The sequence below is a fragment of the Methylobacterium litchii genome, assembly GCF_038442315.1.
Lineage (GTDB): Bacteria > Pseudomonadota > Alphaproteobacteria > Rhizobiales > Beijerinckiaceae > Methylobacterium > Methylobacterium litchii.
Genome location: NZ_JBBXMY010000006.1, coordinates 52,121 through 77,756 on the forward strand (window position 1 = coordinate 52,121; position 25,636 = coordinate 77,756).

Sequence of the window (25,636 nt, forward strand, 5' to 3'; positions counted from 1 at the left end):
TGCGTCGGGCGGCATTCGAGTTTGTGCGCCGCCCACCACACCGTCAAGTCACGGGCAAGCGACCTGGGGGCCTGCAAGAAAAGCGTTCACCGTCAATCCGATTAACCCGCCCGTAACCGCGCCGCCGCATGGTTCTGGGGATGCGGACGTACCACCACGACGGGCGTCCTTGAGAGGGGCGGGGGCCGGTGCGGAACCGGCACGGCAGGGGCGTTCGGGCGCATGCGTATGGTAGTAGTTCCCGGCCTCACGGCCCGCGCGGTTCCAGCCGCGCTGGTCGCGGTAGCGGTCCTGACGTCGCTTACCTCACCCGCCGACGCGCGGCGCGGCCGCCACCACCGGCACGCCGCCCATGCCAAGCACGCCACGGGCGGCGGCTACAACCCGCCCTACGCGGCGATGGTCGTCGATGCCAAGACCGGCAAGACGCTCCATGCCGTGAATGAGGACGCCCTACGCCACCCGGCCTCGATCACCAAGGTGATGACGCTCTACATGCTCTTCGAGCAGATGGAGCGCGGCAAGTACGCCCTCGATTCCGAACTCACCATCACGCCCCACGCGGCCGCGCAAGCGCCGTCGAAGCTCGGCCTGCGCCCCGGTCAGACCATCTCCGTCGAGGACGCGATCAAGGCGATCGTCACCAAGTCCGCGAACGACGTGGCCTGCGCCATCGGCGAGAACATCGCCGGGTCCGAGGAGCGCTTCGCCGAGATGATGACGGCGAAGGCCCATGCGCTCGGCATGAGCCGCACGCACTATGCCAACGCCTCCGGCCTGCCCGACCCCGACCAGCTCACCACCGCCCGCGACCTGACGATCCTCGCCCGTGCGATCCAGGACCGCTTCCCGCGCTACTACCGCTACTTCCAGACCCGCTCCTTCGCCTTCCGCGGCCGGGTCATCGGCAACCACAACCATCTGCTCGGCAACGTCGAGGGCGTGGACGGCATCAAGACCGGCTACACCCGCGATTCCGGCTTCAACCTGATGACAGCGGCGAAGTCCGACGGGCACCAGATCGTCGCCATCGTGCTCGGCGGCCGCTCCGGCGCCAGCCGCGACCAAATCATGGCCAAGCTCGTGCGGGCCCACCTCCCGGTGGCCTATGCCGGCGCCCGCACCGCCCCGCCGGTGGTCGAGGTCGCCGAGCGCGCCCGCCCGGCCGTCGTCGCCGACGCGGTGTCGCGCACCCGCACGCAGATCGCCTCGGCCGAGGACGAGGACGTCGAGACCACGAATTCCACGGGCGAGCCGCTGGACATCTCCCCGTCCCGCACGACGACGCCCGGCGGCGGTCGCCTCCAGGCCCTGCCGAAGGCCGCGCAGGCCTATGCGGCGCAGGCCGCCCAGCCGGCCTTCCCGAACAGCGGCAAGATCGTCGCCCGCGTCGGATCGAACGAGCGCGACGAGCCGCCGAAGCCCCTCGCCGGCCCGAAGGTGACGCCCAGCGCCTGGGTGATCCAGCTCGGCGCCATGGACGACGAGGACAAGGCGCGCACCATGCTCGCCCAGGCCCGCGCCAAGGTCGGCGGCAGCCTCTCGAAGGCGGCGCCCTACACGGTGAAGGTCGAGCATGGCGGCGCCACGCTCTACCGCGCCCGATTCTCCGGCTTCGCCGAGCAGGAGACGGCGCAGGATGCCTGCGTCGCGCTCAAGCGCAGCGGCTACAGCTGCTTCGCCACGCGTAGCTGATCGGCCGTTGGAAACGGCCCTTCAAGACATTTCGTTCAGCATCATTTTCAGACGCAACGCCGGCTCCGTGAAGGGGCCGGGCCGTGTGACGCAACCTGGCAACGCGCGTGGAGTTCAGCGATGTCGGTTCAGCAATCGATCCCGGGCCGCGTTGAGCCGCGCCGCCCCCTCGGCACTTCCCCCCTGGTCGGGGTGGGCGCGCTTCATCAGCGTCCGGTGGGCCGTCCGGATCTCCTGAGCGGGCGCCCCGCGCTCAAGCCCCAGGATCTGGTACGCCTCCTCCTGAGACATCGCCCCTGGCTTCGCCGGTCCGCCCGGCCCCGCGTCGCGATCACACTCAGCGTCTACACGCCATCCGGGCGCCCGGCGGTCGAGATAAGCCTCTAGGATCGCCGCGCCCTCCGCGTCCTCCAGCCTGCAGAGGCCGAGGAGTCGCACCAGCGTCGATAGGTCGAGGGCGTCGAGCCGCGCCCCGCCGAGCGGGCCGGAGCGCACGCGCCCTCCGGCGAAGGTGCCGTCCGGGTAGATGACCACCGCGATGAGACGGGTGCGCACGCTGCGCCCCGCCGCCTGCCGCTTCGGCACGAGGGCGCGGAACCGCCGCCCGATCCCCTCCGGTCCTTCCAGGCTCCACAGGCCGGCGATCCCGAACAGGGCGGCGATCAACAGGTTGCCATGGAGCATGAAGAAGCCGGCGGCGGCCAGCGCCGCCCAGCCTGCGAGGAGATGGCGGGGGAAGACGGCCAGCGCCGCGCCGAACCCGCCCTTTTGCTGCGAGAGCCACCAGAGCACGCCGCAGCCGATCAATCCGAGCAACAGGATCATCGCCGGCCTACACCGGGTCCGGCAAGGCGGAGATCATCGGGAGGGCGCGCATCATTGCCGGTTCTCCGCCACGTCCGTCGTGCCAACGCGGACCTGCCGCAGCCGGCCGTCCCGCAGGATGCCGAGTTCCACGCTCGCGCCGATACCGGCCTCCGCGATGGCCGCCGTGAGGTCGGCGAGGCGATGGACATCGCGCCCGCCGGCCGAGACGATGACGTCGCCGACCGTACCGCTCTGCGGATCGACGCCCCCGATGCCGGCCTGGGCGGCGGGCGAACCGCGCAGCACCCGCAGGACCACCACCCCGTCGATCCCGAGGCGCGCGGCGGTCGCCTCCTGGCCGGCGATGATGCCGATGCCGGGGTTGCGCACCCGGCCGGCGCGGATCAGCTCCGGCACGACCCGGTTCACGACATCGACGGGAATCGCGAAGCCGATCCCGGCGCTGGCGCCGGAGGGCGAGACGATGGCCGTGTTCACCCCGATCAGCCGCCCGGCCGAATCGAGCAATGGACCGCCGGAATTGCCGGGGTTGATGGCGGCATCCGTCTGAATCACCCCCGAGACCTCGCGCCCCTCGCTCGTCGGCATCCTTCGGCGCACGGCGCTGATGACGCCGGTCGTGAGGGTGTGGTCCAGGCCGAACGGATTGCCGATGGCGAAGGTCGACTGGCCGACCTTCAGATCGGCCGAGGTGCCGATGGCCAGCGGCGGCGGCAAATGCGCAGTGCGCCCGAGGCGCAGCACGGCGAGGTCGTAAGACGGCGCCATCCCGACGAGGGTGGCCAGCACCACATCCCCCGAACTGAGCCGCACGGAGACCGAGCCGCCCGATTGCGCGGCGGACTGCACCACATGGGTGTTGGTGACGATATGGCCGGCGCCGTCCCAGACGAAGCCGGTGCCGGTCTGCGTGCCGCCGCCCTGGCCCTCGTCCTCGTTCTCGATGTCGAGGAGGCCGCGATCCTGCGCGGCGGATTGGGCGAAGACGTGGACCACCGAAGGGCTCGCCCGCTCGAACAGGGCGATCGTCGTCTTCTCCGACCCTGCGAGGTCGCCCCGGGCCGCGATGAGGCGAGGCGTGCTGGCCGAGTACAGCAAAGGTGTGACGTAAGGTTGCACCACCGCCAGTCCGAGCAGCAGCAGGACCAGCGCGAGCACGAGGCGTCGGGTGCGGTCCGGCACGGGTCTCTCCGAAGCGATGGACTAGGAAACGGCGGCTGAGCGCGGCCTTAAGTGGGCGTTCAGCTTCGAAGCGTCAACAAGTCCCCATGTGCCGATGCGGTTCGGCTACAGCCACCTCCGCCGCGTCGGGGCAGCTAACGGAATGGTCATGTTTCGGGTGTGACAATCATCATAAGTGCAGTGCAGTGAATTCGTCCCCAAATCCAGTCGCGGCCATCTAAAGCGGCCACATCTCCGCCGCGAAGGTGGAGCCGACCGGAAAAGCGGCGCGAATTGATCTCAAAGCTGCCTCACAGAAGCTTGTATCTGCCGCCATCGTACTGCTGCTGGCCTGCCCGGGTCTGCGGCGGGACAGCGTCCGACTCTGAAGTCTGCGTTTCTCGAAGGAAGAGTTCGTCACCATGGAAACCGAAGCTCTCGAACGCCCTGCCGATCTGACGATCTGGCGCACGGCTCCGGCGAGCGCTCCGCTCGCGCAACCCGAGCGGTACGGCACCCTGCGCGAGGCGATTGCCGCCGCTGCGGGCGCCCTGACCGATCCGGCCAAGCAGCCCTGGATCATCACCGAGGAGGGCGAGATCCTCTCCCCGAACTGGATTCGCACCTACCTTAACTGATCATCGGGGATTGCGGGGACGGCAAGACAGCCCACCCCGCACCCTCCAGGGCTATTCCGCGGCGTCCTGCCGGCGGAAGCCCTCGATCCCCCGGTGGTCGGGGTTGATCGCCTGAAGCGCCCGCCGCGCGGCTTCGAGCGGATGCTCGGATTCGATTCGGACGGCGGTGAGATCCGGGCTCTTGTAGACCGTCACGATGGTGTCCATCACCTCGGTGAGGGTCGTGCGCTTGTCCTCCGGCGCCGCGATCAGCAATTGCAGCCCCCACGCCCGGTAGAGATCGACCAGCGCCTGGGAATTGCGCACGTCGAGCTTCGAGAACGCCTCGTCCAGCAGGCATAAGCCCAGCCCCGGATGCTCCGAGCCCGGCCTGTCGCCGGGATAGTAGGCGCTCGCCAGCGACGCCGCGATGGCCACGTAGAACGGCGCCTGCGCCTCGCCGCCGGAGCCCCGCAGGGCCCGGGCCGACATCGTCGTCCGGTTGCCCGCCTGATCCTTCATCCCGATCTCGTAGACGAAGTAGTTGCGGTAGTCGGCGAGCCGGTTCGCATCCTCCTCGCCCGCGATCAGCGCCGTGATCTCCGCGAGCGCCGAGGCCATCGGCCCCTCGACCTCCCCCGTCAGCAGCGCCTGCGCCGCCTCCGGCGAGCGCGCGGCCTCCACCGCCAGGGCGTGGACCGCCGCGTAGCGCCGATCCACCGCCGCCTCGAAGGCGTAGGTCTGGCCGGTGAAGGAGCGGGCGGACAGCCGCTCGTTGAGCGCGGCGAGCCGCGTATGGACGCGCTCGAACCGGTCCGCGAGGCGGGCGAGCAGATCCTCCGTCATCAGCCGGCGCATCTCGGCCTCGGCGCGGGCCGCCTGATCGCGGTAGCGGCGCAGCTCATGGCCCTCCACCGCCTCGTATTCCCGCCGCACCCAGGCGAAGCCCTCGATGGCCGGCACATCGCCGGCCCGCAGCGGGTTCTCGATCCGCCACGTCGCGCAGGCTTCGGCGAGTTCGCGCTCGGCCACGCGGCCATGGGAGCGCGCCGCCTCGGCCGCCTCGCGGGAGCGGCTGCGCTCGGCGGCGGCGAGCGCCCCGGCGCTCTTCGGATCGAGCCCCGACAGCGCCTTGCGCGCGGCGGCGACGATGGTCGGATCGAACACCTCAATCCGCGCCACGCGCACCCGTGCGGCATCGCCACCCGCGCATTGCCGCAGCGCCCCCCGCCGCGCGGCGAAGGCGGCGCGGGCCGCCTCGCGCATCGTGCCGACGCGGGCCTTCAGGGCGGCCTCGTCGGCGAGCATCCGGTCGAGCTTGGGCTCCAGATCCTCGGAGAGTTCGCGCAGGTAGGCCACGCGCTCCGCGTTCAGCGCCGCGATCTCTGCGTCGAGCCCGCCGGTGTCGCGCTTCACGATCTCGGCGCGCTCGGTCTGCAGGGACCGGCGGCGGCCGTCGAGCCCGTCGAGTTCCCCGCGCAGGGTGTCGATGTCGTCGAGGCCGCGCTCGATCCGCGCGCGGATCGCCGCCGCCGTGCGCGCCGCCTCGCGCAGCACCGCCGCCTCGCCGCGCAGGCGCCGTGCCTCGGCGGCCGCGCTCTCATGGACGCGGCGGCTCTCCGGCGTCGGGCCGCGATGGCCGCGCGTCATCATCAGGTCGACGCTGCGCGTCACCGAATAGGCCATGCCGGCGGTCGTGCGACCGCTCGGCGCCACGGCGCGGGAGAGCCGCGCCAACTCGGCATCGTTGCGGGCGAGGTCGTAGCCGCCGATCCGCACGCCGAGGAAGGCGCGGGCATGGGGGTCGCTCGATTCGACCACCGACATGGCGCCGTCATCGTCATGGCGCGCGCGCTGGCGGGCCGTGTCGGTGGTTTTCACGAGGATGCAGCGGTGAAAGCGGTCGCGTCCCGCCTGCAGGACGCCGAACGCCTCTTCCAGCCGGTCGGGCTCCACGATCAGCGCCTCGCGGGCGCGGCCGAGCAGCGCCTCGATGGCCGGGCCCCAAGTCGGGTCCACAATCTCGGCCCGCTCGCAGATCGCGACCGCCTCGATGCCCTTGCGCTCCAATTCGGCGCGGAAGGCCAGCGTGTCCGAGGACAGGCGTGCGCCCGTGCCCGCGCCGGGGCGTGGGGCGGTGCGCTCGGCCTCGGCCTCGGCGCTGCGGGCCTTAAGGGCGGCGTCCTCGGCCGCCCGTTCCAGCGCCTCGTCGAACGGGGCGAGACGCGACAAGCCCTCGATCAGTTCGGCGAGGGGGCCGTCCGAGCGCAGGATCTCGTCCGGCGGGGTGTCCTTGCGCAGGCTCGCGCGGGCGCAGGCCTCGGCGAGGCGGGCCGCCTGCGGCGCCACCGGCCGCAGCACAGGCGCCACGGATTGCAGCCGCGCCATCTGCCCGACGAGGGAGACGAGATCGCCGACGCGGCCTGCGAAGTCCTTGCGGTCGCGTTCCAGCATGGAGAGGCCGAGATCGGCGGCGGTCAGCCGCTCGCCCATCGCCTGCCCGGCCTTCAGCGCTTTCTTCTCCGCGATCTCGCGGTCGATGTCGCGCACGAAGCCGCGGCTGTCGGCGACCCGCTCGCGGGCGACGCGCAACGTGTCGGCGCCCTCGCGCAGCTTCTCGCGCACGGCGGTGAGGTCGAGCGTGCGGCGGCGGAGTTCCGCCACCGCCGCCCGCAACTCGTGCTCGGCCGAGGAGACGACCGCCTCTCCCCACGCCTCGTAGCGGTCGCGCAGGCGCTTCAGCCGGATCAGCCGCGCCTCCAACTCGCCCAAGGTATCGAGGAGCGACTTCCAGGTGGCGATGGACTGGCGGACCCGGTCGACGTTCAGGGGCTCGGGGTCGAGCACGAAGGCGCGGACGAAGGCGCTGGTGTCGAAGATCGGCTTGAACGCCACCGCGTTGGCGAAGCTGCGCAGGAAGTGGCGCGGCTCGGGCGCGGGCGCGCCCTCGCGCAGGGTCGCGAGGAGGTCGGCGGTGAAGCGCTCGCCGGAGGTGCGGTATTCGGTGAAGCTCTCGGCCTTCGCCTTCAGGTCGGCGGCGATCTCCGACCACGGGGCGGTGAAGGTGCCGGCCTCGTTCGCGCGGGCGTAATCCGCGATGGAGAAGCGGTGCCCGACCGCGATGAAGCGTGAGAGCACGCTCTCCTTCGCCTCGTCCGCCCGCGCCGCGAGGGCGAGGCCGGCGGTGACGATCCGCCCGGAGGAGGGGTTCTCGAAGGTGAGGGCGAGGATGGTCTCGCAGGATTCCCGCGTCGGCCGCCCGCCCTCGGCGGGGTCGCTGATCCAGCCGAGGCAATAGTCGCGCACCGTCCGCGCGCTGCGGCCCGAGGCCGAGGCGTTGAGGGCGAGGCGGCTCGCGTTGTTGCCGGCCAGCACCGTGCCCACGGCGTCGAAGATGGTCGACTTGCCCGCGCCGGTCGGCCCCACCAGGGCAGCCGCCCCCCGGATCCTGATCTGCTCCCGGCGGATCAGGTACCAGTTGGAAATCGCGATATCGGTCAGAAGATACAAAGGATGGAGTCCGCCGGGCGGCTTGGGGAGCCGGACCAGTTGGCCGGAGTCGCGCCGAGACGCAAGCGTGAGGTCACCCACGCGCGTCGGCCCAGCCCCGCAACCGCTCCATCCACGCGTCGGAGGCGATCACCGTCAGGCCGGGGAGGAGGGCGAGGGGCGTGACGCGCTCGATCCGGTCGCGCTCGCCGAGTTTCAGCCCGCCGCGCCGGGCGAACAGGCGCAGGATTTCGCCGAGGCGCCCCTCATCGGGCGGATCGTTGCGGGCGGCGGTGCGGATCTTCTCGACGATCTCGTCCGTGGTGCATTCCACGATGCCGTCGGTGCCGACACGGGCATCGCGCAGGCCTTCCTCGTAGAGAAGCCGCAGGGCCAGCAGCACCAGCGTCTCGTCCTTGCGCAGGCGCTCCCCCGCGATGTCGTAGCGGGGCGCATCCGCCGCCGGGCTGAGGGACACCATCTGGTCGCGGTGGGCGACCGTCAGCGCGTAGCCGAGGCACGCGAAATAGTCGGTGAAGAACGGCGCGTAGTGGCGGGCCAGCTCGTAGGCCCGGCCGATCCCCGGCGTGTCGGCATAGACCACCTGCGCCTTCAGCATCACCTGAAGGGCGCGGATCAGCTCCTCGGCGTCGGGGGCACGGGAGCCGGGGGGCGGGGGCTCGTCGCCGTCGATGATGGCGCGGAACGGCTCAAGCACGGGCGCCACTCCGGGTGCGCCGCTCGACCACGAAGTCCGGGCAGTCGAGCCAGCCATTGGCCAGCCGTTCGGTGAGATGCGTCACGGCGTAGGTGTCGGCCAATTGCCCCTCGAACAGCAGGTCGATCTCCCGCAGGCGCTGGAACACGACGAAATCGTCCACGTCCTCGATCGTCAGGCCGGAGCCGCGCAGCGCCTTGCCCCGTGCCAGCCGGGCCTCCACGAAGTCGCGCATCCGCTCCGGTGTCACCGTGACCCGGCGGCGGAAATCGGCCTTGGCGGCGGCGAAGGCATCCACCGCCGGGTCCACGTCGAGGTCGGGCAGCGCCTCGATAAAGATCTCGGCCCGCCGGGCGCGGGGCGATTGCAGATGCGCCTCACCGATGGGCGGTCGCAGGAGTGAGAGATCGGCTGGCACGTCGGGCGCGTCGTCCTCCTTGCCCACCATCTGCAGCAGCGCGGCGATGCGCTCGACGGTGCCGGGGTCGGGCGCCTCGGCGTAGCGCAGGGTGGCGCCGATCCGGCGTTCGAGGCGCACCACCACCGCGTCCACGGCGTCGAGATGGCTGTCGACACCCTCGAACACCGTCAGGATCTGCGCGAGGTCGGCGCGCACCGTCCGCTCGCCGGCCGTGAGGTCGGCCGCGCGGCCTTCGCGCACCGCCCCCTCGGCCAGGGCGCGCACGCCGAGCGCATCGCCCAGCGCCCGGTGCGCGAGGCGCACGACGCTCGCCCGGAAGCGGAACGGATTGTAGCGGGTGTGGAGCGTCCGATAATCGCGGATCAGGTGCCGCTCCACGAATTCCTCGAAGAACAGCCGGAACGAGGCCGCCCGGTCGGGCTCGCGCAGGATGCGCTCCTCGACCTTGCGCATCCCCGCCGCGAGGCCACGGACATGAGCAAGGAAGCCGTCCGCCGCGCGGGCGGCGTTGGCGAGCGATTCCGAGCGGTTCGCCGGATCGGCCAAAGCGGATTCGAGGCCGCCGAGCACGTCGAGCACGGCGCCGCCATAGGAGCGCGTCTCGCCCCGTTCGAGGCGGGAGAGTTCTTCGAGGAGAAGGCGCGCCTCCGGGTCGAACTCGACCACGGGGACGTAGCGCTCGCGGCGCTCGATCAGCCAGCCGGCATCGAGCAGGCGGCGATAGGGCACGGCCCGGCGCTCGACCGGATCGGGCGGGACGGGCTCGTCGCCATGGACGTCGGGCTCGCTCCAGCCGGCGGTGAAATCGCCGATCTCGGCCAGAAGCTCGGCCTTGCGCACCGGCTCGGCGCCGAGAACGCGTCGGTGAAGGTGCAGGAGCAGAGCCGCGTTGAAGGCGCGGCTCGGCGAGGCCAGGGGCCGGAAGAGGTCGTCGGACAGCTGCGCGAACAGCATTGAAACGCGTTCCCTACGCCCGCGCAGCCCTCACGCCTTACTTGGCGCCGAGCAGCTCGACGTCGAAGATCAGCGTGGCGTTCGGGGGGATGACGCCGCCCGCGCCACGGGCGCCGTAGCCCAGCTCCGGCGGGATGATGAGGGTGCGCTTGCCGCCCGTCTTCATGGTCATTACGCCCTGGTCCCAACCCTGGATCACCTGGCCAGCGCCGATGGTGAAGGAGAAGGGCTGATTGCGGTCGCGGGAGGAATCGAACTTCTTCCCCTTCTTGCCGCCCTCGTCGAGCCAGCCCGTGTACTGCACGGTGACCTGCTGGCCGGCCTTCGGCTGCGGGCCGGTGCCCACGACCTCGTCCTGATACTTGAGACCGGTCGGCGTGGTGACGATTTCGGCGGCGTTGGCTGATGCGGTCATGGCGATCACTACGGCTCCGGCGACGAGGGACAGGCGGGTCATCGATCCTCCCTGGGCCGGTTGCGAACCACCGGCCTTCGGGGGGCTTCTAGAGCCGGGGGATGGCGCGACGCAATGCGGGCGGCGAAATCCCGCCGGCCCGGGCGGTTAACGCGACCTGGGGATAACCTTTCCGAAAGGATTCCCTTCAGCCACCGTTCAACCGGCGGGGCGCAGCTTAGCCGTGCGCTCCTGATGAGGTGCGTCCCACCGGATCACCACACGCCATGCTGGCCTTTCGGGCTCTCCCCGCCCTCGTCACCGCCGGCCCCGCGCCGAACCGGCCGCGGCATCCGATCCTCGCCAGCATCATGCCCGCGCTCGATACGGCCTTCGGGCTGGAGCATCCGGCGCTCTTCCCCGACGCCATCGCGGCCCTGGTCGCGCAGCTGACGGCGGCCCTCGACGCGGAGCCGGCCGAAGCGGATTTCGTCTTCCTCGAAGCGGCCTGACCTTAGCGTCCCGCCAACTCCGCGAGGCGCGCCACCAGCCGGCGGGCGACCTCCTCCTTCGCGGCGCGCGGCCACGATTCGACGCCGCCGTCGCGCGAGATGAGGTGCACGGCGTTCTCCGCGCCGCCCATCACACCGCCTTCGGCCGAGACGTCGTTGGCGACGATGAGATCGCAGCCCTTCCGGGCGATCTTCGCGCGGGCATGGTCGAGCACCGAGTCGGTCTCGGCCGCGAAGCCAACCACGAGGCCGGGCCGCCCCTCCCGCCGATGGGCGATGGTGGCGAGGATGTCCGGGTTCTCGGCGAGCGCCAGGGACGCGGGGCCGGTGCCGTCCTTCTTGATCTTCTTGGCGGTCGCCTCGGTCTCGGGCCGCCAATCGGCCACGGCGGCGGCGAAGATCGCGATGTCGGCGGGCAGGGCCGTCTCCACGGCGGCCAGCATCTCCCGGGCGGTCTCGACGCGGACCACGTTCACCCCCGGCGGATCGGGGAGGGCGACGGGGCCAGAGACCAGCGTCACAGCCGCGCCCGCCTCGGCCGCCGCCGCCGCGATGGCGTGGCCCTGCCGGCCGGAGGAGCGGTTCGCGATGTAGCGCACCGGGTCGATGGGCTCGTGCGTCGGGCCGGAGGTGATCAGAACCCGCTTGCCGGCGAGGGAGCGCGGCGCCGCCGGGCCGGGGCGCCCGGCGAGGAAGCCGAGGCCGGGCGTCTCGCCCGACGCCGCGTCCAGCATCGCCACGACCGCATCGGCGATCTCCGTGGGCTCGGCCATGCGACCCGGCCCCGATTCGGGCTCCGCCATCGCGCCGGCATTGGGCCCGACCACCCGCACGCCGTCGCCTTGAAGGGTCGCGAGGTTCCGCTTGGTCGCGGGATGCGCCCACATCTTCACGTTCATCGCGGGGGCGATCAGGATCGGCAGCGTCGTGGCGAGGAGGATCGTGCAGGCGAGGTCGGGGGCGTGCCCCCCGGCCATCCGCGCCATCAGGTCGGCCGTGGCGGGCGCCACCACCACTGCATCCGCCTGCCGGGCGAGCTTGATGTGGCCGATCTCGGCCTCGTTCGCGCGGTCGAACAGGTCCGTATGGGCCCGCTCTCCGGCCAGGGCGGCGGCGGCCAGCGGCGTCACGAATTCCTGCGCCCCCGCCGTCAGCACGGGGCACACGCTCGCCCCGCGCTCGCGCAAGCGGCGGATCAGGTCGAGGGATTTGTAGGCCGCGATGCCTCCCCCGATGACGAGGAGGATGCGGCGGCGGGCAAGCGGCAGGCTCATAAACTTAGCCTCTGCGCCTCACGCCGTCGACGTCAAGCGAGGCGGGTCAGGCCGCCACGGGCACACGCGCCGATTTCAGCCCGCCGAACCGCCGGTCGCGCTGCGCGAAGTCCTGCACCGCGAGGCTCAGATCCTCGGGGCCGAACTCGGGCCACATCCGCTCTGTGAAATGCAGTTCGGCGTAGGCCGCCTCCCACAGGAGGAAATCTGACAGGCGCTTCTCGCCCCCGGTGCGGATGAGGAGATCGACCTCCACGGGCGAGCCGTGCATCTCCCCGGCCACCATGGCGCCGAAGCTCTCGCGGGTCGCCTCGCCGCCTTCGAGGCGCCGCGCCGCCGCGATGATCGCGTCCCGCGCCGAGTAATCGACGCAGATCCGCAGGTGCAGTCGCTTGCCCTCCGCCGTCGCCGCCTCGGCCGAGGCGATGGCCTCGGGGATGCCGGCGGGGAGGCGGTCCCGGCGGCCGACGACGCTGAGGCGCGTGCCGGTGCGGGCGAGGCGCTGGGTTTCGTTGCGCAGGTAGCTGCGCAGCAGGCGCATCAGCCCGCCGACCTCGTCGGCCGGGCGCTGCCAGTTGTCGGCGGAGAAGGCGTAGAGGGTCAGCGTGCCGATGCCGAGATCGGGGCAGGCCTCCGCCGTCCGGCGGATCGCCTCGACACCCCTCCGGTGCCCGGCGATGCGCGGCAGCCCGCGACCCGTCGCCCAGCGGCCATTGCCGTCCATGATGATCGCGGCGTGCAGGGCGCGGGGCTCCGCTTCGCTTTGCATCGTAAAGTCTCCGGACGAGTCGGCGGAAGGCGAGTGCATCGGATCCCGGTTAACGATTGCTGTTCGGTCTGGCGATGTCAGGCCGGTTTCGTGACCGAACCGAGGCCGTTTGTCCGGGCGGGGTCGGACGCACGCTCGGCGGCCCGGGCCGCATCGCGAACGACCTGCTCCAGCACGGTCAGGTAGCCGAGGAACCGCTCGCGTCCGCTGCTGGTGAGGCAGCAGATCGTCTGCGGTCTGTTACGATAGACGCCCTTCTCCAGACTCACGAAATCCGCCTCGCTCAGAACGGACAAGTGCCGGCTGAGGTTGCCATCGGTGAGCCCGCAAAGGCGTTTCAGATCGGGGAAGGGCAGGCCCTTCGGATGGGCGGCGAGCGAGGTCAGCACGCTGAGGCGCGCCTTCTCGTGGATGATGCGGTCCAGCCCCTCGTACGAGAAGCGGCCGGCGGCGCGATTAGCGGTCGGCATCGGCCCCTCCGGTGCGCTGCACGATGAGGGCCAGCGTCATCTGCCCGATCACGAAGGGCAGGCCCATGGTCCAGGGCGAGAGCGTCCTCGTCTCCGCCGCGATGGCGATGACCATCAGGCCGGCGAGCAGGTACCACGCCCCGACCCCCTGAACCGCGCGGGGCAGGATCCGGGCGGAGGCGAACAGGCCGAGGCCGACCAGCACCTGCCACAGGCCGGGCAGCAGCCAGAGCGAGTCGGGCGCGAAGCGGGCGATGACGAGGCCGAGGCAGGCGCCGGCCCCGGCGGAGGGGAGGAACACCTCGATGGCGCTCAGCACCATCGCGTCGGCGAGGCCGGAATGGAGCTGGCGCGTGCGCCGCAGGGTCTCGAACCCGACCAGGGCCGAGGCCACCAGGGCGGCGGCGATCCAGAGGCCGAAGAACAAGCCGGGCCGGGTGGCGAGATCCCCCAGCCACAGGGCCTGCCCGGCCGCCGTCGCGAGCGCGATCACGCCCGTCGCGGCGAGCGTGGCGGAACCCAGGCCACGGAACGCCGTATCGCGGGCGATCTGGGTGCGGATCGCCACGATATCGGCCAGGGCCTTGTCGAGGTCCTGCACCTGCCCCACCCCCGTGCGTCGGTAATATTGGGATTTGAAGTATCGCGCGGCCCCGCCGCTCGCAAGCGCGGTTGAAAACGGGATTTCGGAAATTGTCGCCCGCCGGAACGCACGCGAGCGTCGTTCTCTGTGGGCGGACGCCTTTCTCCCGCCGCGTGACAGGCCCATATTGTCCCCATGCCGACGCCGAGAAAGCCCCGCGCTGCCGCCGCCTCGTCCTCGAAGGCCGACAAGCCGGTTCTGCAACCGCTCGACAGCCATCTGGCCGAGCTCCTGAATCCCGCCCTCAACCGCACCCGGCCGAAATCGCCGGATGTCGGCGGCGCACGGCCGGGCAAGCCAGCCGCGCGGAAGAAGGGCGGCAAAGGTTTCGCGGAGGCGCCGCAGGCCGGCTTCACCGTGGGCGACGCGGCCGAGATCGACCCCAAGCTCGCCCAGGCCCTCGGCCTCGCGGCGCCGGAGGATGGCCCGGTGCCGGCGGGCGCGGCCGACATGGAGCCCGTCGCCGATGGCGGCGCCTCGGCCACGATCACCGCGCTTGAACGGCTGCTCACCGAGGGCAACCCGCTCTTCAAGAACGGCGAGACCTGGACGCCCCACCGGCCCGAGCGCCCGGCGAAGTCGGAGGGCGGCGTCAAGTTCGTCCTGAAGTCCGAATTCTCCCCGGCGGGCGACCAACCCACTGCCATCGCCAGCCTCGTCCAGGGGGTGCGGGAGCACGAGCGCGATCAGGTGCTGCTCGGCGTCACCGGCTCTGGCAAGACCTTCACCATGGCGAAGATCATCGAGGAGACACAGCGCCCGGCGCTGATCCTCGCGCCGAACAAGACCCTGGCGGCGCAGCTCTACGGAGAGTTCAAGGCGTTCTTCCCTGAGAACGCCGTCGAGTATTTCGTCTCGTACTACGATTACTACCAGCCAGAGGCTTACGTCCCGCGCTCGGACACGTTCATCGAGAAGGAATCCTCGATCAACGAGCAGATCGACCGGATGCGGCACTCGGCCACCCGCGCCCTGCTGGAGCGGGACGACGTCATCATCGTCGCCTCTGTCTCGTGCATCTACGGTATCGGCTCGGTCGAGACTTACACGGCGATGTCGTTCACGGTGTCGCTGGGCGAGCGGATCGAGCAGCGCCAGCTAGTCGCCGACCTCGTGGCACTCCAATACAAGCGCATCCAGTCGGACTTCGCCCGTGGCACCTTCCGGGTGCGCGGCGACGTGATCGAACTCTGGCCCGCCCACTTGGAGGATCGCGGTTGGCGGATCGGCCTGTTCGGCGACGAGATCGAGTCCATCGTGGAATTCGATCCCCTCACCGGCAAGAAGATCAGCGACCTCAAGTTCGTGAAGGTCTACGCGAACTCGCACTACGTGACGCCGCGCCCGACGCTGCAGCAGGCGATCAAGGGCATCAAGGCCGAGCTGAATGGCCGGATCGAGGAGTTGACCAAGATGGGTCGCCTGATCGAGGCCCAGCGCATCGACCAGCGCTGCACCTTCGACATCGAGATGATCGAGGCCACCGGCTCCTGCAACGGCATCGAGAACTACTCCCGCTACCTCACCGGCCGGAAGCCCGGCGAGCCGCCGCCGACCCTGTTCGAGTACATGCCGGACAACGCCCTCGTCTTCACCGACGAGAGCCATGTGACCGTCCCTCAGATCGGCGGCATGTACCGGGGCGACTTTCGCCGTAAGGCGACGCTGGCCGAGTACGGCTTCCGCCTGCCATCCTGCCTCGACAACCGCCCGCTGCGGTTCGAGGAATGGGATGCGATGCGTCCGCAATCGGTCCACGTTTCGGCGACGCCGGGCAAGTGGGAGATGGAGCAGACCGGCGGCGTCTTCGCGGAGCAGGTCATCCGCCCGACCGGCCTCGTGGACCCGGTGATCGAGATCCGCCCGGCCCGCTCGCAGGTCGACGACCTCCTCGGCGAGGTGAAGGCCGTCGCCCAGGCCGGCTACCGGACCCTGGTGACGACGCTGACCAAGCGCATGGCGGAAGACCTTACCGAGTACCTGCACGAGAACAGCGTGCGCGTCCGCTACATGCACTCGGACATCGACACGCTTGAGCGAATCGAGATCATCCGCGACCTGCGGCTCGGCGCCTTCGACGTGCTGATCGGCATCAACCTGCTGCGCGAGGGCCTGGACATCCCGGAATGCGCCCTGGTGGCCATCCTCGATGCGGATAAGGAGGGCTTCCTGCGCTCGGAGACCTCCCTGGTGCAGACCATCGGTCGCGCCGCCCGAAACGCGGACGCCCGCTGCATCCTCTACGCCGACAACATCACCGGCTCGATGGAACGGGCCATGGCCGAGACGGAGCGCCGCCGCACGAAGCAACTCGCCTACAACGAGGAGCACGGGATCACGCCGCAGAGCGTGAAGCGCGGCATCTCCGACATCCTCAACAGCGTCTACGAGCGCGACCACGTTCAGGTCGATACCGGGCTCGCCAAGGATGCGATCACCGTCGGCCACAACCTAAAGGCGGTGCTCGCCGACCTCGAAAAGCGGATGCGCGCCGCTGCCGCCGACCTCGACTTCGAGGAGGCCGCCCGCCTGCGCGACGAGCTCAAGCGCCTCCAGGCGACGGAGCTTCTGGTCTCGGACGACCCGATGGCCCGCCAGGGCGATGTGGAGCGCGAGGCCGGTCGCTACGGTAGCAAGGGTCCGCGCGGGGGCAGCCGGATCAGCAAGCCGGACCTGGACAACATGGGCCCCGGCACCGACCGGGAGTTGCCGGCGGACACGCCCCTCTGGCAGGAGCGCCCGAAGCCACGCTCGACGCAAGGGCTCGGCGGCCAGCGGCCGAAATACAAGGGTGGCGGCGGCCGCAAGCGCGGCTGAGCCGCCGCTGGCCGGCGCCGGCGGATGCCCCATCTACCGGGCCGCAACCCTCTTGCGGACGACACGCGCGCGCCATGACCGATCAAAAGCCCGAACTCGATTCCGACACCCTGGCCTTCGTCGGCCGGGTCTTCCAGTTCGCGCGGATGGGTCACGCGGAGGAACTGGCCACCCTGTTCGCGCAGGGCCTGCCGGCCAACCTGCGCAACGACAAGGGCGACAGCCTGCTGATGCTCGCGGCCTATAACGGGCAGCACGAAGCGACGCGGGTGATCCTCGAAGCCGGGGGCGACCCCGAACTCGCCAACGACCGGGGCCAGACGCCCCTGGCCGGGGCCGCCTTCAAGGGCGATCTCGCGATGGCCGAACTCCTTCTCGCGCACAAGGCGCAGGTGGACGGGGTCGGCGACGGCACCCGCACGGCACTGATGACGGCGGCGATGTTCGACCGCACGGAGATGGTCGATCTTCTCCTCGCCCACGGCGCAAACCCGGACCTGCGCGACGCCTCCGGCCAAAGCGCCGCCGACATGGCGCGGGCCATGGGCGCGCAGGCGACACCGGACCAGCTGGACCGGGCGCCGCGGAAGGCGGGGTGAACCCGCTCTAAAACAACAACACAACAACGAGGGGAACGCCGTGCCGAAAGCGATCAAACTGTCGGGCGCGCTGTTCGCCCTCGCCCTGCCCGCCCATGCCGCCGAGACCGACTGGCCGGCGTTCGGGCATGACCACAGCAACCGCAACTTTTCGGACCTGACGCAGATCGACCGGGGCAATGTCGCGAAGTTGCGCCCCGCCTGGATGTTCCAGACCGGCGTGACCGGCTACTTCCAGGCGCAGCCCATCATGGTCGATGGCATGCTCTACCTCTCGACCACGCAGAACAACGTCGCCGCCCTGGATGCCAAGTCTGGCAAGGTGGCGTGGACCTATCTGCACAAGCCGCGCACCGACAAGATCTTCGGGCCGCCCTCGAACCGGGGCGTCGCCGTGGCGAACGGGCTCGTCTACGAGGCGACGATGGACGGGCGGCTGATCGCCCTCGACGCCAAGACCGGCAAAGTCGTGTGGGACAAGGAGGCGGTCCGCCCGGAGGAGGGCGAGACCGAGACAGCCTCCGGTCTGGCGGACAAGCTCGGCGGCAAGCCGGTGCAGGGATCGAGCCGGCTCGGCTTCAAGATGCCGCCGCTCGTGGCCGAGGGGCTGGTGATCGTTGGCGTGACCGGCGCGGGCTACGGCCTGCATGTCGAGGACCCCACGGGCGGGCTCGACGGCGGCGCGGTCGTCGGCATCGAGGGCGGCTATGGCCGCCGGGGCTGGCTCGCCGCCTACGACGCCAAGACCGGTGAGGAACGCTGGCGCTGGTACGTCACGGCCGCCGAGGGCTGGGAGGGTGGCTTCGTCGACAAGACCGCCGACGGCGTGCCCCTGCACCGGGACATCGCCGCCGAGAAGGCAGCGGCACCCGCCAACCGCGACGCGTGGCGGGTCGGCGGCGGCTCCCTCTGGATGACGCCAGCCTACGACCCCGCCCTGGGGCTCCTCTTCCTCGGCACGGGCAACCCGGCGCCGCAGAATTTCGGCCTCACCCGGCCGGGCGACAACCTCTACACGATGTGCCTCGTCGCCCTCGACGTGCACACGGGGACGCTGCGCTGGTACTTCCAGCAGGTGCCGCACGACGAGTGGGGCTATGATGTCGCCGCGCCGCCCTTCCTGCTCGACGGGCCGAACGGCACCAAGGCCGTCGCCTCCGCCAGCAAGACCGGCTGGATCTACGTCCACGACCGGACGAGCGGGAAGCTCCTCGAACGCTCGGAGCCGCTGCTCAACCAGAAGAACCTGTTCGTCCCGCCGAGCCCGGAGGGCACCGTCGTGGCGCCGGGGCCGCTCGGGGCGGTCTCGTGGCCGCCTACCGCTTATGATGGCAACCTCGCCTACGTGCAGGTCCGCCATGGGGCGACGACCTACACGGTGAACGCCGTCCCCGCCGGGCCGGGGCGCCCGGAAATCCGCTTCACCGAGACGAGTGTCGCCAAGGGCGAGCCGTCGTTCAGCACCCTCACCGCCGTCGATCTCAACGGCGGCGGCAAGATCGCGTGGTCGGTGAAGTCCGGCAGCCGTCTGTCCGGCGGCACCCTCGCCACGGCGGGCGGGCTCGTCTTCTCCGGCGAGGAGGACGGCCATCTCGACGCCCACGATGCCGCCACAGGCCAAGTGCTGTGGCGCTTTCAATGCGGCGCCGGCATCAGCGGCCCGGCCATGACGTACGCCATCGACGGACGGCAATACGTCGCCGTGGCGGCGGGCGGCGCGTCCTACACGCAATCCGCCGGGTTCGGCACGGGCGACGCCCTCGTGGTGTTCACCCTGCCGGAATAGAGGCTCACGCGCCGGCGCGAACGGCCGTCGCGGGCTGCGTGCGGGAGAGGCGGGCGCCGCGCAGGATACGGCGCCGGGCCGGCTCCTCCACCAGCAGGTGCGCCAGCGTCGCCGCCACGAGGCTCGTGAGGCTGGCGAGGCCGATCCCGAACCAGGGATGCGCCGAGAGCCGACCGTGCAGCACGACCTTGTCGGCGGTATTCAGCATCGCGAAGACCGGGATGTGCAGCAGGTAGAGGGCGAAGGAGATCTTGCCCAGGAACACCAGCGGCCGGGAGCAGAGCGGCCCCCGCCGCATGGCGGCACAGGCCAGGATCAACGGCGCCCAGGCGAGCATCGTGATGCCGTTGTGCAGGATCGGGTCCGGAACGTAGCCGTTTCCGGCGACGATCAGCACCCCGAACCCGGCCGCCGCCGCGAGGAGGAGCGGGCCCGGCAGGCGCGCATGGCGCCACGCCACATAGAGTAGCAGCCCCGCGATGAATTCCGGCAGATGCAGGAGCGGGAAGTACTTCACGAACTCGGCCAGCAGCACCGGCCGCATGCCGCCGGCCTCCGGCGCGATCAGCGAGACGCCGCCGCTCGACGCCTGCCAGACGGACGTCGCCAGCGCGGCGACGGCGACCCAGAAGGCGAGGGTGGCGAGCGCGACCCGCCTCGGATTGCGCAGCACCAGCGGGAGCAGGATCGGGAACAGGGCGTAGAAGAAGAACTCCACCGAGACGGACCAGCTCGGGCAATTGAGCGAGCAGGCCGCCCCCGGCACCCAGGCATGGAGTCCGAGGGGCGCGAGCAACGCGCCGGAGGCCATGAGCGCCTTCAACGGCATCGGCTGCTTGACCACCCAGGCGAGGAACCACGGAACGTGGATCACGAGCGCCAACAGGAAGAGCGGGTACACCCGCGCGAACCGCGCCCGGTAGAACAGCGCGCGGGCCTGCGGCTGGCCGAGATCTGCATCGCGGTAATTGTAGGCGAGGATGAAACCGGAGAGCAGGAAGAAGAACGTCACGCCCGAATAGCCGAGCCCGATGAATCCGCCGCCACTCACGTCCGGGAAGTAGTAAGGCGTATAGTGGAATGCCACGACATAGGCCGCCGCGAAGAAACGCAGGGCTGTAAGAGCAGGAAGCGCCTCGACCTTCGGATGAATAGCGATGGCGGGCGTCGAGCGCGAATCGAACATGGCGGAATCGTCCGGATTGCGCCGCTGACCGGACGTTTCCGTCCGCTGATCCCGGCACTTTCAGGAGCATAGCAAGCCGGCGCTACGCGTTGATCTAAAATTTCTCGCTAAATGCCGCCAGCCACACTTATCGAAAATTAGCCCTACCGCCCCGTGCTTACACGATCACCGGGCGGACGGTGAGCATCCGCAATCCGGCGATGGCCATGACGATCATGCCGAAGGCCGGCGTGTTCGGATTGAACAGGATCGTCTCCAACGACGCCGAGAGCAGCACCATCTGCCACAACCGCAGGAAGAGTTCGGCGGACGGATCGGTCGGCCCGTGTGGGAGCCGGTAGAGGAAGTCCCGTGTCGGCAGGGCGATGAAGACGATCAGGGTCAGCACGAAGCCCGGCAGGCCCATGGCGAGGGCGGCGTCGAGGAACGAATTGTGCGCCTGGGTCGCCATCTGCACCCAGTTCGAATCCGGGTTCACCACCGAGGCGTAAACCGTCCGCTCCGTCAGCCAGAAGGCGCCGAAGCCGAAGCCGGTCAGCGGCTTGTCGGCGATGTTGTCGATGGCGAAGGTCCAGATCTCGTTGCGCGCCGTGAAGGTCGCATCGGGGAGGACGACATCGAGGACGGCGCGTACCGGCGGCAGGACGATGGAGCCAATGGTGATGGTCATCAGGACCATGACCGGCCCGACGAGCAGCACCAAGCGCGCCATGCGGGACCGGAGGATGCCGCAGAGCCACGAGAGGCCGAGCACCATCACCAGGGTGATCATCGGCGTCTTCGATCCGCTGCCGATCAGGAAGATGCCGGCGGAGACAACCATGGTCCAGCCGAGCCAACGGTTGCGGACGGCGGCGATGAACAGGCCGAAGATGACGAGGATCGTCATCGCCATGCCGGCCTCGTTCTTGTGCGAGAAGATCCCGCGCCACAGGCCGTCATGGCCGATCTCGCCCGTCAGGTCGAAATGCGAGTGGATCGTCAGGCCGGGTACGAGCACCAGTCCGAGATAGCTGGAGATCAGCACCGTGAAGCCGGCCATCGCGAAGGCGTCGGCCAGTTGCCGCGCCGAACGGGCGACGGCCAGAAGGCTCACCGCGAGGAAGGCGGCGATGACGTAGAGGGCGAGGCGGCGCAGGGACAGGAGCGGATCGCTTGCGAGCAGCGAGGTCGTCAGCAGCCACGCCCCAAACAGGAGCACGGACTTCGTCGCCATCGGCCGCAGACGCTGCAGGCCGAGATGCCAGACCAGCGGGATGCCGACGAGGATCATCGACCCGAACAGGAGCTGCGTCGCGAGGCTCCCGCCCTCGACCTCGCCAAGCGGCGTGGGGGCGCTCAGGTCCGTGAACCACGCATGGTTCAACAGGGCTACGAGCACGAAGACCATGTAGGACAGGCGCAGGACATCCGGCAGGTCGCGTGCGCGACTCGATGCCGGTTGGCTCGCGGAGAAGACGGTCTCGGTCGCCGTGCTCACAGGTCAGACTCGCCGATGCCGACGGGAGATTAATCCGACGGGAGGCTCATACCTTAGCGCGGCGGCCTATCAGCAAAAGCTAACGCCTTCGCGATCGACGCGATAATCTTTCGTTAGGGTTGAAGTTTCACGGCCCGGGCCGGATCGGTCATCGTATACTGCGTCCGACCGGCCGCCTGCCACATCAGGAACGACGACATCTCGGCCAATTCCGGCGCCTTCGAGCGGAAGGTGACGGAGAGGGCGAGCACCGTGTCCTTGTGGTCGAGGCCGCGATAGACCCGTTCCTGCACCGGCACGTTCGCGGCCCGCAGGCGCGCGGCCAGCGCCGCCGTGTGGCGCGGCTTGACGGTCGTGTCTTCGTCGCCCGTGGCGAGGAAGGCCGGCGGCGAGAGCGGGCCGGCGAAGTTCATCGGCTGCGTCTGGGCCAAGTCGGCGGCCTGCCCGAAGACCTTGCGGGTGGTGTCTGTGTCGAGGGGCAGGAAGTCGTAGGGACCGGACAGGCCGGCGACCGCGCGGATCACCTTCGGATCGATTCCGACGCCTTCGAGGTAGCGCGGGTCGAGGGCCAGCATCACCGCGTTGTAGGCGCCCGCCGAATGGCCGGCGAGGACGATCCGGCGCGGGTCGCCGCCATAGGTCGCGATGTTGTCGCGCACCCAGGCGATGGCGGCGGCGCCGTCGTTCAGGAAATCGGGGAAGCGCGCCTGGGGGTAGAGCCGGTAGTCCGGCAGCACCGTCACGAAGCCCTGCGCGGCGAGCGCTTGGCCGACGAAGGCGTAATCGTCCTTCGAGCCGCTGTCCCAGGAGCCGCCGTAGAAGAACACGAGGACCGGGGCGGCTTCCGGCGCCGTCACGGGCACGTAGACGTCGAGCGTGTGGCGGGGGCCCTTGCCGAACTCCCTGTCCCGCGCCGCCAGCCGGCCGCCGGAATCGCGGGGGCCGATCGCGTCGAAGAGCGAGAGGGGGGATGCGTTGGAGAAGCCCAGGGCCGCGAGCCCCAGGCAGATCAGGCTGGCAAAGGCGGTGAGGAGTCGTGTCATATCCCGTCCGGTTGCGCCGTTCCCCGCGAAGAATCACCCGCCTCGGGGCAGATTGATGACGCAGGCGAGGCGCTGAGAAAATATTTCACGTCCGCAGCACGAAACAGGCGCCCCCGACGCGGCGGATCTTGCCGCACAGATTGTCCGCCGCCTGCCGCGTCTCGGCCGGAATGCGGATGCGATAGAACGCGCGCGTCCCCCGGTTGCGCAGGCGCGTGCCGATGATCATCGGGCGCACCTCGCCGATCACCCCGGCATAGGTGCTGCGCGCCCGCGAGAAGCTCTGCAGCGCCAGCGCCTTCGAGAAATTCCCCGCGAGCTGGATGCCCCAGGGTGCGGCCGGTCCCTCCGTGCCGCCGAGCGCGAAGCGGTCGCCACGGTTGGGCAGCCGCAGGGCGGCGGTGACTTGCAGGCAGGTCTGCGGCTTCTCCGGCGCGGCCGTTGTGTCGGCTTGCTTCGGCGCCGGGGCGCCGCCCTCGGGGAACTCGATCTTGCCGCTCGATGGAGTACGCCATTCCTCCGGCGAGCGGCCGGTGATGGACAGCACGTAGGCGCGGGTCTCGGCCGGAAGGCCGCCGCTGCCCGCGAGCCAGTTGCTCACCCGCGTCGGGCCGCCATTGTAGGCCGCCGCCGCGAGACCGAGATTGCCGAATTGCCGCTTCAGGTCCGCGAGGAGATGCGCCGCGTGCGGGATGGCCTGTTCCGGGTCGAACGGATCGAGCAGCCCCCGCTCCTTCGCCGTGCCCGGCATGAACTGCGCGACGCCCTGCGCCCCGGCCGGGCTCACGACGCCGACGCGGAAGCTCGATTCCCGCCAGATCAGGCGGGTGAGGAAGGCCACGGGCAGGTCCCGCGTCTTCGCGGAATCGTCGATCAGCCGGCAGAGCGCCTGCTCGACGGTTTCCGTCGCGCCCTCGGACGGGACGGCAGCCGCGGGCAGGGCCGATCCGAACAGGAGCAGGAGGGCCAAGCCGACGCGGAGCGCCGGAGACACGGGGCGGGGCAGGGGAATCACGCTCTCCGACAGCATCCCGCGATCCGGGCGACGCGGCCGCAACTAGAGCCGGGATTCCCCCGATCAATGCAAGTCGGTCGCGGAGGCCGGCACTGTGACGCGGGAGCGTCCGCGCTATAAGGCGTCCATGCCGGATCTGCAGACGCCGCTCCTGTCCGTCGAGAACCTGTCGGTCGTCTTCCGCTCGCGGGACGGCGACACGAAGGCCGTCGACGGCATCGATTTCCACATCGCCCGGGGCGAGACCTTGGCGCTGGTGGGAGAATCCGGCTCCGGCAAATCGGTCTCGGCGCTGGCGGTGCTGCGCCTCCTCGATCAGGCGGCGGTGCAGGGCGGGCGCATCCTGTTCAAGGGGCGCGACCTCGCCGCCCTGCCCGAGCGCGACATGCGCGAGGTGCGCGGCGCCGACATCACCATGGTCTTCCAGGAGCCCATGACCTCGCTGAACCCGCTCCACACGATCGAGCGGCAAATCAGCGAAGTGCTGGGCCTCCACACGCGGCTCACCGGCAAGGCGGCGAAGGCGCGGATCCTCGAACTGCTCGAACTCGTCGGCCTGCGGGATGCCGCGTCGCGGATGGGCGCCTATCCGCACGAGCTGTCCGGCGGCCAGCGCCAGCGGGTGATGATCGCCATGGCGCTCGCCTGCGAGCCCGACCTGCTGGTCGCCGACGAGCCGACCACCGCCCTCGACGTGACGGTCCAGGCGCAGATCCTCGCCCTCCTCGCCGACCTGCAGAAGCGGCTCGGCATGGCGATGCTGTTCATCACCCACGATCTCGGCATCGTGGAGCGCATCGCCGACCGGGTCTGCGTGATGCTCAAGGGGCGGATCGTGGAGGCGGGGGAGACCGGCGCGGTCTTCCGCGCCCCGCAGCACGAATACACGCAGCGCCTGATCGCCTCCGAGCCGAAGGGCCGGGCGAACCCCGTCGCACCCAACGCGCCGATGCTCATGGAGGCAGGGCCGCTCAAGGTGTGGTTCCCGCTCAAATCCGGGTTCCTGCGGCGCACGGAGGGCTACGTGAAGGCGGTCGACGGCGTGTCCGTGAAGGTCCGCGCCGGGGAGACCGTGGGCGTGGTCGGCGAATCCGGATCCGGCAAGACGACGCTCGGACTTGCGATCCTGCGGCTCACCGCCTCCGAGGGGCCAGTCGTGTTCCTCGGCCAGCGGATCGACGGCTATTCCGTGAGCCAGATGAGGCCCTTGCGGCGGGACATGCAAGTGGTCTTCCAGGATCCCTACGGGTCCCTCTCACCGCGTATGTCGGTGGCCGACATCGTGGCCGAGGGGCTGGTGGTGCAGGGCGCCGTGCGCAACCGGGCCGAGCGCCGCGCGGTGGTCGCGAAAGCGCTTCACGATGTCGGGCTCGATCCGGCGACGATGGACCGCTATCCGCACGAGTTCTCCGGCGGTCAGCGCCAGCGCATCGCCATCGCCCGCGCCATCGTGCTGGGCCCGAAATTCGTGGTGCTGGACGAGCCGACCTCCGCCCTCGACCGCTCCGTGCAGGCGCAGATCGTGACCCTGCTGCGGGACCTCCAGCGGGAACGCGGCCTCGCCTACCTGTTCATCAGCCACGATCTGAAGGTGGTGCGCGCGCTCGCGAACCACGTGGTGGTGATGCAGAACGGACAGGTGGTGGAGGAGGGCGCGGCCGAGGCGATCTTCGCCAACCCGCGCACGGACTACACCCGCACGCTGTTCAAGGCCGCCTTCGCCCTCGACAGCGACGCGCCGACCGAGATGGAGCCCGCCTAGACC

21 protein-coding genes are annotated in these 25,636 nt (G+C 70.3%); 7 read left to right on the forward strand and 14 right to left on the reverse strand.

The annotated features are described in order from the left end of the window. Nucleotides 1-222 precede the first annotated feature (222 nt). Complete coding sequence (locus AAHF99_RS12955) at nt 223-1,695, forward strand: D-alanyl-D-alanine carboxypeptidase (RefSeq protein ID WP_342164767.1); 1,473 nt, start codon at nt 223-225, stop codon at nt 1,693-1,695. Between the two features lie 114 nt (nt 1,696-1,809). Here AAHF99_RS12955 and AAHF99_RS12960 read toward each other — a convergent pair whose 3' ends face one another. Both AAHF99_RS12960 and AAHF99_RS12965 read right to left on the reverse strand, forming a co-directional pair. Next, on the reverse strand, nt 1,810-2,520 hold the full coding sequence (locus tag AAHF99_RS12960) for a J domain-containing protein (RefSeq protein WP_342164768.1): 711 nt from the start codon (nt 2,518-2,520) through the stop codon (nt 1,810-1,812). Nucleotides 2,521-2,571: 51 nt separating this feature from the next. After that, nucleotides 2,572-3,705, reverse strand: coding sequence for a S1C family serine protease (locus AAHF99_RS12965; protein ID WP_342164770.1), 1,134 nt, complete (start codon nt 3,703-3,705; stop codon nt 2,572-2,574). A gap of 401 nt (nt 3,706-4,106) precedes the next feature. On the opposite strand from AAHF99_RS12965, the gene AAHF99_RS12970 reads away from it, so the two are divergent. After that, nucleotides 4,107-4,322 carry a hypothetical protein gene (locus AAHF99_RS12970; RefSeq protein ID WP_147909957.1) on the forward strand — a complete coding sequence of 72 codons (216 nt, stop codon included), beginning with the start codon at nt 4,107-4,109 and terminating at the stop codon, nt 4,320-4,322. A gap of 51 nt (nt 4,323-4,373) precedes the next feature. On the opposite strand, the gene AAHF99_RS12975 is transcribed toward AAHF99_RS12970, so the two are convergent. The 4 genes from AAHF99_RS12975 to AAHF99_RS12990 form a co-directional block, all read right to left on the reverse strand. Beyond that, nucleotides 4,374-7,811: an SbcC/MukB-like Walker B domain-containing protein gene (locus AAHF99_RS12975; protein ID WP_342164771.1), complete on the reverse strand. Its 3,438-nt coding sequence runs from the start codon at nt 7,809-7,811 to the stop codon at nt 4,374-4,376. 73 nt (nt 7,812-7,884) lie between these two features. Continuing rightward, a complete protein-coding gene (locus AAHF99_RS12980) occupies nt 7,885-8,508 on the reverse strand; it encodes a DUF4194 domain-containing protein (protein ID WP_342164772.1) in 624 nt (207 codons plus the stop codon). Further along, nucleotides 8,501-9,883: a Wadjet anti-phage system protein JetA family protein gene (locus AAHF99_RS12985; RefSeq protein WP_342164773.1), complete on the reverse strand. Its 1,383-nt coding sequence runs from the start codon at nt 9,881-9,883 to the stop codon at nt 8,501-8,503. Before AAHF99_RS12985 ends, AAHF99_RS12980 begins: the two co-directional genes overlap by 8 nt. A 37-nt stretch (nt 9,884-9,920) precedes the next feature. Further along, entirely contained in the window at nt 9,921-10,340 is a 420-nt protein-coding gene (locus AAHF99_RS12990; RefSeq protein ID WP_342164774.1) for an FKBP-type peptidyl-prolyl cis-trans isomerase, read from the reverse strand. A 224-nt stretch (nt 10,341-10,564) separates the two neighbouring features. On the opposite strand from AAHF99_RS12990, the gene AAHF99_RS12995 reads away from it, so the two are divergent. After that, nucleotides 10,565-10,789, forward strand: a complete 225-nt coding sequence (locus AAHF99_RS12995; RefSeq protein WP_342164775.1) for a hypothetical protein — start codon at nt 10,565-10,567, stop codon at nt 10,787-10,789. A 2-nt stretch (nt 10,790-10,791) separates the two neighbouring features. Here the strand turns inward: AAHF99_RS12995 and coaBC are convergent, their stop codons facing one another. The 4 genes from coaBC to AAHF99_RS13015 all read right to left on the reverse strand — a co-directional run bounded on the left by coaBC (nt 10,792) and on the right by AAHF99_RS13015 (nt 13,903). Next, nucleotides 10,792-12,063, reverse strand: a complete 1,272-nt coding sequence (coaBC, locus tag AAHF99_RS13000; protein WP_342164777.1) for a bifunctional phosphopantothenoylcysteine decarboxylase/phosphopantothenate--cysteine ligase CoaBC — start codon at nt 12,061-12,063, stop codon at nt 10,792-10,794. A gap of 46 nt (nt 12,064-12,109) precedes the next feature. Beyond that, nucleotides 12,110-12,832, reverse strand: a complete 723-nt coding sequence (locus AAHF99_RS13005) for a di-trans,poly-cis-decaprenylcistransferase (RefSeq protein WP_243953952.1) — start codon at nt 12,830-12,832, stop codon at nt 12,110-12,112. Nucleotides 12,833-12,909: 77 nt separating this feature from the next. Beyond that, nucleotides 12,910-13,302 carry a transcriptional regulator gene (locus tag AAHF99_RS13010; protein ID WP_342164779.1) on the reverse strand — a complete coding sequence of 131 codons (393 nt, stop codon included), beginning with the start codon at nt 13,300-13,302 and terminating at the stop codon, nt 12,910-12,912. After that, nucleotides 13,289-13,903 (reverse strand): hypothetical protein, encoded by a 615-nt coding sequence (locus tag AAHF99_RS13015; protein ID WP_342164780.1) that lies wholly within the window; start codon nt 13,901-13,903, stop codon nt 13,289-13,291. The genes AAHF99_RS13010 and AAHF99_RS13015 overlap by 14 nt, the downstream gene beginning before the upstream one ends. Nucleotides 13,904-14,080: 177 nt before the next feature. Between AAHF99_RS13015 and uvrB the strand changes: the two genes are divergently transcribed. The 3 genes from uvrB to AAHF99_RS13030 all read left to right on the forward strand — a co-directional run bounded on the left by uvrB (nt 14,081) and on the right by AAHF99_RS13030 (nt 19,147). Next, the gene (uvrB, locus tag AAHF99_RS13020) at nt 14,081-16,762 is read left to right on the forward strand and encodes an excinuclease ABC subunit UvrB (RefSeq protein ID WP_342164781.1); all 2,682 of its coding nucleotides are present in this window, start codon (nt 14,081-14,083) and stop codon (nt 16,760-16,762) included. 74 nt (nt 16,763-16,836) lie between these two features. After that, nucleotides 16,837-17,361 (forward strand): ankyrin repeat domain-containing protein, encoded by a 525-nt coding sequence (locus tag AAHF99_RS13025; protein WP_342164782.1) that lies wholly within the window; start codon nt 16,837-16,839, stop codon nt 17,359-17,361. Nucleotides 17,362-17,413: 52 nt separating this feature from the next. After that, nucleotides 17,414-19,147: a pyrroloquinoline quinone-dependent dehydrogenase gene (locus tag AAHF99_RS13030; RefSeq protein WP_342165003.1), complete on the forward strand. Its 1,734-nt coding sequence runs from the start codon at nt 17,414-17,416 to the stop codon at nt 19,145-19,147. A 4-nt stretch (nt 19,148-19,151) separates the two neighbouring features. On the opposite strand, the gene AAHF99_RS13035 is transcribed toward AAHF99_RS13030, so the two are convergent. From AAHF99_RS13035 to AAHF99_RS13050, 4 genes are all read right to left on the reverse strand, one after another. After that, nucleotides 19,152-20,333 carry an acyltransferase family protein gene (locus tag AAHF99_RS13035; RefSeq protein ID WP_342164783.1) on the reverse strand — a complete coding sequence of 394 codons (1,182 nt, stop codon included), beginning with the start codon at nt 20,331-20,333 and terminating at the stop codon, nt 19,152-19,154. Nucleotides 20,334-20,490: 157 nt separating this feature from the next. Continuing rightward, nucleotides 20,491-21,813 carry an O-antigen ligase family protein gene (locus AAHF99_RS13040; protein ID WP_342164784.1) on the reverse strand — a complete coding sequence of 441 codons (1,323 nt, stop codon included), beginning with the start codon at nt 21,811-21,813 and terminating at the stop codon, nt 20,491-20,493. 113 nt (nt 21,814-21,926) lie between these two features. After that, complete coding sequence (locus AAHF99_RS13045) at nt 21,927-22,856, reverse strand: alpha/beta hydrolase (protein ID WP_342164785.1); 930 nt, start codon at nt 22,854-22,856, stop codon at nt 21,927-21,929. An 85-nt stretch (nt 22,857-22,941) separates the two neighbouring features. Beyond that, entirely contained in the window at nt 22,942-23,886 is a 945-nt protein-coding gene (locus AAHF99_RS13050) for a lytic transglycosylase domain-containing protein (protein ID WP_342164786.1), read from the reverse strand. A gap of 121 nt (nt 23,887-24,007) precedes the next feature. On the opposite strand from AAHF99_RS13050, the gene AAHF99_RS13055 reads away from it, so the two are divergent. Continuing rightward, nucleotides 24,008-25,633 carry an ABC transporter ATP-binding protein gene (locus AAHF99_RS13055; RefSeq protein WP_342165004.1) on the forward strand — a complete coding sequence of 542 codons (1,626 nt, stop codon included), beginning with the start codon at nt 24,008-24,010 and terminating at the stop codon, nt 25,631-25,633. The last annotated feature ends 3 nt before the right edge of the window (nt 25,634-25,636 follow it).